This window comes from Neisseria iguanae, assembly GCF_003013245.1.
Lineage (GTDB): Bacteria > Pseudomonadota > Gammaproteobacteria > Burkholderiales > Neisseriaceae > Neisseria > Neisseria iguanae.
Window position 1 is genome coordinate 1 of record NZ_PXYY01000111.1, and the last position, 7,136, is coordinate 7,136.

Genomic DNA, 7,136 nt, shown 5'->3' on the forward strand with positions numbered 1-7,136 from the left:
CACAGCTTTTTGCAGACCGTCAAAACCCTATCGGCGGCATTGGAAATTGTTGGAACCGGGCGAAGTGCGTCTTGCGCAAATACAATGAGGTTGGCCGTAAATCTTGCCCGCTGTCCTTGAAAGGATGCGGGTTCCACTTTAACTTTGGCGTACCGTCCGGGCAGCTTGAAATGCTGCGGAAATGGTGTGGTGTTTGGGGTTAATCTATGTCAGCCCCTTATATTTTATTCAAAGGACAACTCAATAGGGATTTAATAAACAGCCTGCCCTGAATTTATGATTTCACCGGCGATCCGGTTGCGCAGGCAAAATCACCTTGGGCATTCAAGCATTTCGAAACAAAAGGTTGCGCCCGGCCGACAGGTATGTGCGGGGGTGATCCGCTGCCTGCTGCAGATATGTTTGCCGGCAATGTGATCGGCCTCCTCATTGACGGCATGGATTGCCCGTGCACAAAAAGCTGGCTGTCAGCCTCTACCGGTATGGATATGTTTGAAAGAGTGCGTGATCTGACGGTGGATTTTTGCCGGCTAAATAATTTCAGACGGCCTTTTGCTCATTTTCTAAACAGGCCGTCTGAAATTTATCCAAATCAGAGAATAAAGATGACCACATAACCAGATATTCGGTAATCGACGGTGTTCCCGGTATGGCTGGCTGCCAAGTGTGAAGGCTTGGATGTGTTGCTGTGTGAAAAAGCCCTTATATGAGGCATTACTGTCGCTTCGGGTGGAAAGATGCAGGTACCGGGCACGTATTTGGGCAATCAGGCCGACACCGGATAAAATCGGTGATGTGCGGACATTTTCAAACCATGTCTGCGCCGGTTGCGGCGGTGATGATTTGTGCGAAGCGTTTTCTGAATCCGGTACTGAAATGATTTGGAAATTGGATGCGCGCACCGACGTGAAATTTGTTGCCTCCTAGGCCTATCCGGACTACACCGGTTACCGGGTTAATCGTCCTATTTGATACGGGCAAAAATTTTACAATTTGTTACATATTGCTTGGATTGAAGACAATCTATATTTGTATAATGCTAAATTATTATTGTTAGAGTGCATGATCGGGAATAACCCTGCGAAACTGACTCACAGTACTGCTTAATATAGTGGTTTGTCCCGCCTTCCTTGCTTTATTCTAAGTTTATTGGCCATATTTAATTGGGTGTTTTGTTTTTTAAATTTTTTAGAGTCTTAATCTATGAAATCTTTTATCACTTCTGCCGTTGCACTTTCTGCCTTGTCTTTATCCGCATGTGTTGTTCCGATTGACGCCATCACGTCAAACAAGGGGGCGCTGATTGTGCCTGTACCCATGAGAGTTCCCGTTGTCGTCAAAGAACCTGTACTTGTCAAAGACAGGGGGCCTGTACTTGTTGCAGACAGTAAAAACAGTATTTATGTTTGTAAAATTCAAGCTTTTACCGACACTTATCGCTCAGAGGATGTCAATCGCGGCAGGGCCCGCCTAAATGTACAAAAACAATGCCGAGCCAGACATAATGAGATGTTTTGCCGTAATGAAGATGTGAAATGTACCGAATATAAGTAGTAGAACCGAGTTGCGTAAAACATGAAACAGCGTATCAATGACAGGCTGTTTCATGATTGAAAATGCACCTCTGCCAGTATGTATCATACTTTACCGACTCAGTTTTTAGCTAGGGCTTGTCATTCTTTCGGATGGGAGTGTGATCTGTCCGATTTTCCTTATCGGCAAACCTCTGGCTAGGGTTACGGTGGCTGCGACCGCACAAGATATCCGGCTGGCGCATGACCGGATATTGGGTGGGGAAGCTGTAATCTTTAGGTTTTCATCATAAAGGCCGTCTGAAATGTTCAGACGGCCTTTATGATTTTCAAACCTGTCAGATTTTCTATAAATTCAAAATATTCATCCATATTCTTGTGTATCTGCACAATGATTTTTATCGCACTGCTGATTAAGATACCCTGAAACACTTAAAACATAACGGAACACGACCATGAACACCCCCGAACAAAAACCGTTATTTATCAAAGTCCATTCTGACGACAATGTCGCGATTATTGTGAACAGCAACGGCTTGCCTGCGGGCACCAAGTTTTCAGACGGCCTCACGCTGGTTGAGCATGTGCCGCAAGGGCATAAAGCGGCTTTAACCGACATTCCGAAAGGCGGCGGAATCGTCCGTTACGGCGAAATCATCGGCTATGCGGCGGAGGATTTGCCGCGTGGCTCGTGGATTGACGAATCGAAAGTGGTGCTGCCCAAAGCGCCGCCTTTGGAAACGCTACCGCTGGCAACCCGTTCTGTTCCGCAATTAGAGCCGTTGGCAGGTTATACTTTTGAAGGTTACCGCAACAAAGACGGCAGTGTGGGCACGAAAAACCTGCTCGGCATCACCACCAGCGTGCATTGCGTGGCGGGTGTGGTCGATTATGTGGTGAAACTGATTGAGCGGCATTTGTTGCCGAAATATCCGAATGTCGACGGCGTGGTCGGTTTGAACCATTTATATGGCTGCGGCGTGGCAATTAATGCGCCTGCAGCGGTAGTACCGATACGCACCATCCACAACATCGCGCTGAACCCGAATTTCGGCGGCGAAATCATGGTGATTGGGTTGGGTTGCGAAAAACTCCAACCGAGCCGCCTGTTGGAACAGGCCGACGGCACGATTCCTATTAAAGCCGACGGCGGCAGCACCAGCGTGACCAGTTTGCAGGATGAACAGTTCGTCGGTTTCAAAGCCATGGTCGATTCGATGATGGCAACGGCGGAAAAACATTTGCAGAGGCTCAATGCCCGCCGGCGCGAAACTTGTCCGGCTTCAGATTTGGTGGTCGGCATGCAGTGCGGCGGCAGCGACGCGTTTTCGGGTGTCACGGCCAATCCTGCGGTAGGTTATGCTTCCGATTTATTAGTGCGTTGCGGTGCGACGGTGATGTTCTCCGAAGTGACCGAAGTACGTGATGCAGTCCACCTGCTCACGCTGCGTGCGGCAGACGGGCAGGTCGGCCGCCGATTGCTCGAAGAAATGAAGTGGTACGACGATTATCTCAATGCCGGACAAACCGACCGCAGCGCGAATCCGTCGCCGGGGAACAAAAAAGGCGGGTTGGCCAACGTGGTGGAAAAAGCCTTGGGTTCGATTGCCAAATCCGGCCGGTCGGCGATTGTCGAAGTGTTGTCACCAGGGCAGCGCCCGACCAAAAAAGGCCTGATTTTTGCCGCCACGCCTGCCAGTGATTTCGTTTGCGGCACGCAGCAACTGGCTTCGGGCATTACTGTGCAGGTGTTCACCACCGGCCGCGGTACCCCTTACGGCTTGGCCGCCGTGCCGGTGATTAAAGTCGCCACGCGCACCGATTTGGCCGACCGTTGGTTTGACCTGATGGACATTAATGCCGGCCGCATTGCCACCGGAGAAGCCACCATCGAAGAAACCGGCTGGGAAATTTTCCGCTACATTCTCGATACCGCCAGCGGCCGCAAGCAGACATGGTCTGACCAATGGGGCTTGCATAATGCGCTGTCGGTGTTCAATCCGGCACCGGTGACCTGATTTCATTGTTTCATCTTCTCCGCTTCTACTTGGGAATAACCGTGTCTATATGATATTTTCATTAAGGCTTAAGGCCGTCTGAAATTCAGATGGCCTTATATTTATATTTGGACCTTTACACCATCACACCGCAACCGCAAAAATCCGATTGCCTACATCTGTCGCGTATTCGTTGATGTTAACGCTGCGCCGACCATTTACGAAACCCGAAATTTCCCAATTTTATCCTACAACGGTCACCAATATGCCTACGGCACTGCCGATTCATACGGCAAATTGGACGTATCCGCTTTGATGCCGGCGGTATGGGCATGAACCGTTCGGCTTTTTTATGGTCTTTCAAATCGGTAAATTAGGGTATTCCTCATTTAATCATGCGGCATCTTTCCAAAAAAAACGGTTGCTGCGTTGGACATGCGCGCAAGGTGTCCGACCTTGCTGTGCTGGGCGGTTTACCGGCGCAGCGTGTAAAACCGCCCTCTTTAGACTTTGGGTATCGCCTTGCATACGCGCTTTTTTGTTCGAAAATGGGCGATGCAGATGAAATGAGGACACGCCCTAATTAAGGTATTGGAACAAGCGTCTTAGGTTGAAACCTTTGCAAAACTCCGGCCAAACCAACAGTATCCGTCATAATCGGGTGCCGACCCGATCATCCGGCCATTGGGGTTCGGAATATTATGCCGAAATTTGAGATTGATATTTAATCAACATCTTTAAAAGCTGACCACATACTATGGGTAAAATTTCTCAAGCCGAACGACCGGATTATTGGCCGGTGTCCGATAATGATGGTTTGAAGTGAGTTGGATTTTACAAATGCTCCAAGTCCGTCTGAAATGTGGAAATCCGGTTTCAGACGGACTTTGGGCATCCTATTGCCGATAACGCTTGGCGGCTTTTTTTACATCGTGAAACCAGCGTTTTTGCGCACGTCTGCTGACGGCTGTGCCTGCGTAGCGCCAGTGTTCATAACGTGTCAGCAACAATTCGGCGGCAGGGTCGTCCGTTTGGCTGCGGCGCAGAATATCGCGCAATTCGGCAGGAGTCACGGCGGGAGAGGTTTCGTCATTTTCACCCAAAATGGCGCGTTTGAGCAGCATGAAACCGTCTTGCAACTCATTGCGTTGGCGGTTTTTCAACCACCAGTGCAGCAAAGGCAGTAGCGCCAATAAGAGGGCAGGCGGTAGAAACAGTAACAGGCTTCTTAAATGGAAGCCGCCCAAGCCGAGATTTTCAAACAGACTGTTTTGGCGGTTTTGATCGTAGTTCACCACCCATTGCTGGAAATAGAATTGTCCGGCGTCGCGCCATTTACCGAACAGATTGTCATGCGGCAGCAGCGATTGTTCGTTTTGCGGCAGTGCCCGGCTGATGCCTTGTTCGGTGCGGATGCTGGAGACGGCGGCGGTCGGGTCGACGCGCAGCCAGACTTGTTCGCGCGGCAGCCATACTTCCGTCCAGGCATGGGCATCTTTGGAGCGGATTTGCCAGAAACCGGCTTGATCGTTGAATTCCGCGCCTAGGTAGCCGGTAACAATCCGTGCGGGCAAGCCTGCTGCACGCATGATGACGGCGAAACTTTGTGCATAATGTTCGCAAAAACCTTGTTTGGATTGGAACACAAATTCATCAACCACATGTTCGCTGTGCAATAAACGCGGCCGCAGCGTATAGCTGAAGCCTTGGCGGCGGAAATAATCCAGCGTATTGTGGATAAATTCGCGTTCGGTCGGGGCGTTTGCAGCGAGTTTTTTCGATAAAGCCAGCGTTTGCAGGTTGCCGGACGGCAATTGTGTGTAGCGGCGGTATTCGGCTTCGTTTAACGCATGAGGTAGGGTGTCGCTCAATGAGGCTTGCAGCTGCAGGCGCCGCAAACCTGCGCGGCTGCGCTCGGCGCGCAAAGTATTACCCAAACGCAGCGTCAGGCCTTGCGGCGGTGTGCCGACAGGGTAATCCAAGACAGGTAAGGTGCCGTTTTGGTCGCGGATGATCATTTGGTAATCAATGCGTTGGCCGCCTGAAACGGTTTGCGCATTGTCTTGGGTAAAGTTCGGCACGGCCTGCCATGCGTGACCGTTGAATTCATCCATGATGATGGCGCGCCAGTAAAGGTTTTTCGGCTTGATGTTGGCGCCGTCTGAAAAAATCACGTTGGCTACCCATTCGTTGCTTTGTACCAGATTGCTGATGCTGCCCGGCTGCATGGTGTCGGAAAGGCCGGTCGATGCCTGGTTGCCGCGTTGTTGCGGAATGCCCCATAAAGGTTCATTTAAACGCGGTACGCTGACGAACAATACGGCGGCCAGCGGCAAAGTCATAAGTAAAGCCGTGCTGCTCCGGTACCACGATTCGCGCAGATTCAAGCCGCTCAATACGGCAAAACAAATGCTGACGGCAAACAAGGCTGCCAACAGCCACAAGCCGGTCGCCAAATTTTGGTTCAGTAACACGGAAGAACCGATTAAAAACAGCATGGACAGCAGCAGCACATTCCAATCGCGCCGCGTTGTGCTTTCAAACGCTTTGAGCGTAACCATTAGCAGCAGAAAAGCAATGCCGCCCTCGCGCCCGAATACCGTGCCCAGTTGCGCCCACACCAAGCTGCCCGATAAAACCACCATCAACACCGGCCATAACGCAGGCAGCCTGCCGATGTTCAAATGTAGCAACACGCCGCGCAAAACCAGCAAAGCAGCAAACAAAAGCGTGATGACCGGCGGCAGGGAGAGCATCATCGGCAGCGCGGCAAACAGCAAAGCGGCCAGAATCATAATGGCCGTGCGCGGGGGCGGGGAAAGCGGGAGAAAGGCGGGTGCGGTGGGAAGCATGATAATGTGTGGTGGTGATGTGATGGTTTGGTGCGTTATTTTACCTGTGTTTCGGATTGCGGTGTCATCAAATTACAAGGCCGTCTGAAACCTGTGTCGGGTGAGCACCGGTTTCAGACGGCCTTTAAATATGCTTTTATTCAATCAATGGGTTAACGTTGCTTGAGCTGGAAAATTACCTTCTCGCTTTCACAGCAGAAGTTGAGTGTCATCATGAGTTTGAAACCTTCTTCCACGCCGACGATGCCGCTGATGATTTCACAAGGTTCGCTTTCGACCGAACGTGCCAACCCGGTGTAACAACCTTCGGCTTCGCGGGCGAGTTGTTCGGTTTCATAGATTTGGACGATTTCGACGCTGCAATCGCTGTTGTCGAACACGGTGCCGACTTCAACAGAGCAATCCGGGCATTTTCCCACGCCGTTTTCTCCGGTTTCAAACGCTTTGGCTGATTTGTCCATGATGATTTTCCTTTGTGTATTGGAAATTCCAGTATAAACCTAAAAAAGCCGTCTGAAAACATCTGAACTGTCCCCCAACCTTTGGACAAGTTAAGAATGTTTCTCAAACAGCCTTTTCAAGCCGGGTTCTGCAGGCAACGGGGCTCAGCTTTTTTAAGTCCAGACTAAAGCGTTCATGATTGCAGTATGTAATCATTTATGATCGTTGCCGGCAGCGCACCGTCTTCATCGAAGCTTTCCGTTTTCAATGTGCCGGAAAAGCCCTATCGGCGCATTGCTCCGGCAATGATGGCT

5 protein-coding genes and 1 pseudogene are annotated in these 7,136 nt (G+C 50.6%); 3 read left to right on the forward strand and 3 right to left on the reverse strand.

What is annotated here, in order from left to right; genetic code table 11:
* Positions 1-203: pseudogene (locus tag C7N83_RS14945) on the forward strand (IS1595 family transposase); the annotation flags it as partial.
* A gap of 360 nt (positions 204-563) precedes the next feature.
* Here C7N83_RS14945 and C7N83_RS15370 read toward each other — a convergent pair.
* The gene (locus tag C7N83_RS15370; RefSeq protein ID WP_146135159.1) at positions 564-902 is read right to left on the reverse strand and encodes a hypothetical protein; all 339 of its coding nucleotides are present in this window, start codon (positions 900-902) and stop codon (positions 564-566) included.
* Between the two features lie 301 nt (positions 903-1,203).
* Between C7N83_RS15370 and C7N83_RS12325 the strand changes: the two genes are divergently transcribed.
* On the forward strand, positions 1,204-1,554 hold the full coding sequence (locus C7N83_RS12325; RefSeq protein WP_106742997.1) for a hypothetical protein: 351 nt from the start codon (positions 1,204-1,206) through the stop codon (positions 1,552-1,554).
* Positions 1,555-1,987: 433 nt separating this feature from the next.
* Positions 1,988-3,550, forward strand: a complete 1,563-nt coding sequence (gene garD / locus C7N83_RS12330) for a galactarate dehydratase (RefSeq protein ID WP_106742999.1) — start codon at positions 1,988-1,990, stop codon at positions 3,548-3,550.
* An 875-nt stretch (positions 3,551-4,425) separates the two neighbouring features.
* On the opposite strand, the gene C7N83_RS12335 is transcribed toward garD, so the two are convergent.
* Both C7N83_RS12335 and C7N83_RS12340 read right to left on the reverse strand, forming a co-directional pair.
* Positions 4,426-6,381 carry a transglutaminase TgpA family protein gene (locus C7N83_RS12335; protein ID WP_106743001.1) on the reverse strand — a complete coding sequence of 652 codons (1,956 nt, stop codon included), beginning with the start codon at positions 6,379-6,381 and terminating at the stop codon, positions 4,426-4,428.
* 152 nt (positions 6,382-6,533) lie between these two features.
* Positions 6,534-6,842: a YfcZ/YiiS family protein gene (locus C7N83_RS12340; protein WP_106743002.1), complete on the reverse strand. Its 309-nt coding sequence runs from the start codon at positions 6,840-6,842 to the stop codon at positions 6,534-6,536.
* Between the last annotated feature and the right edge of the window lie 294 nt (positions 6,843-7,136).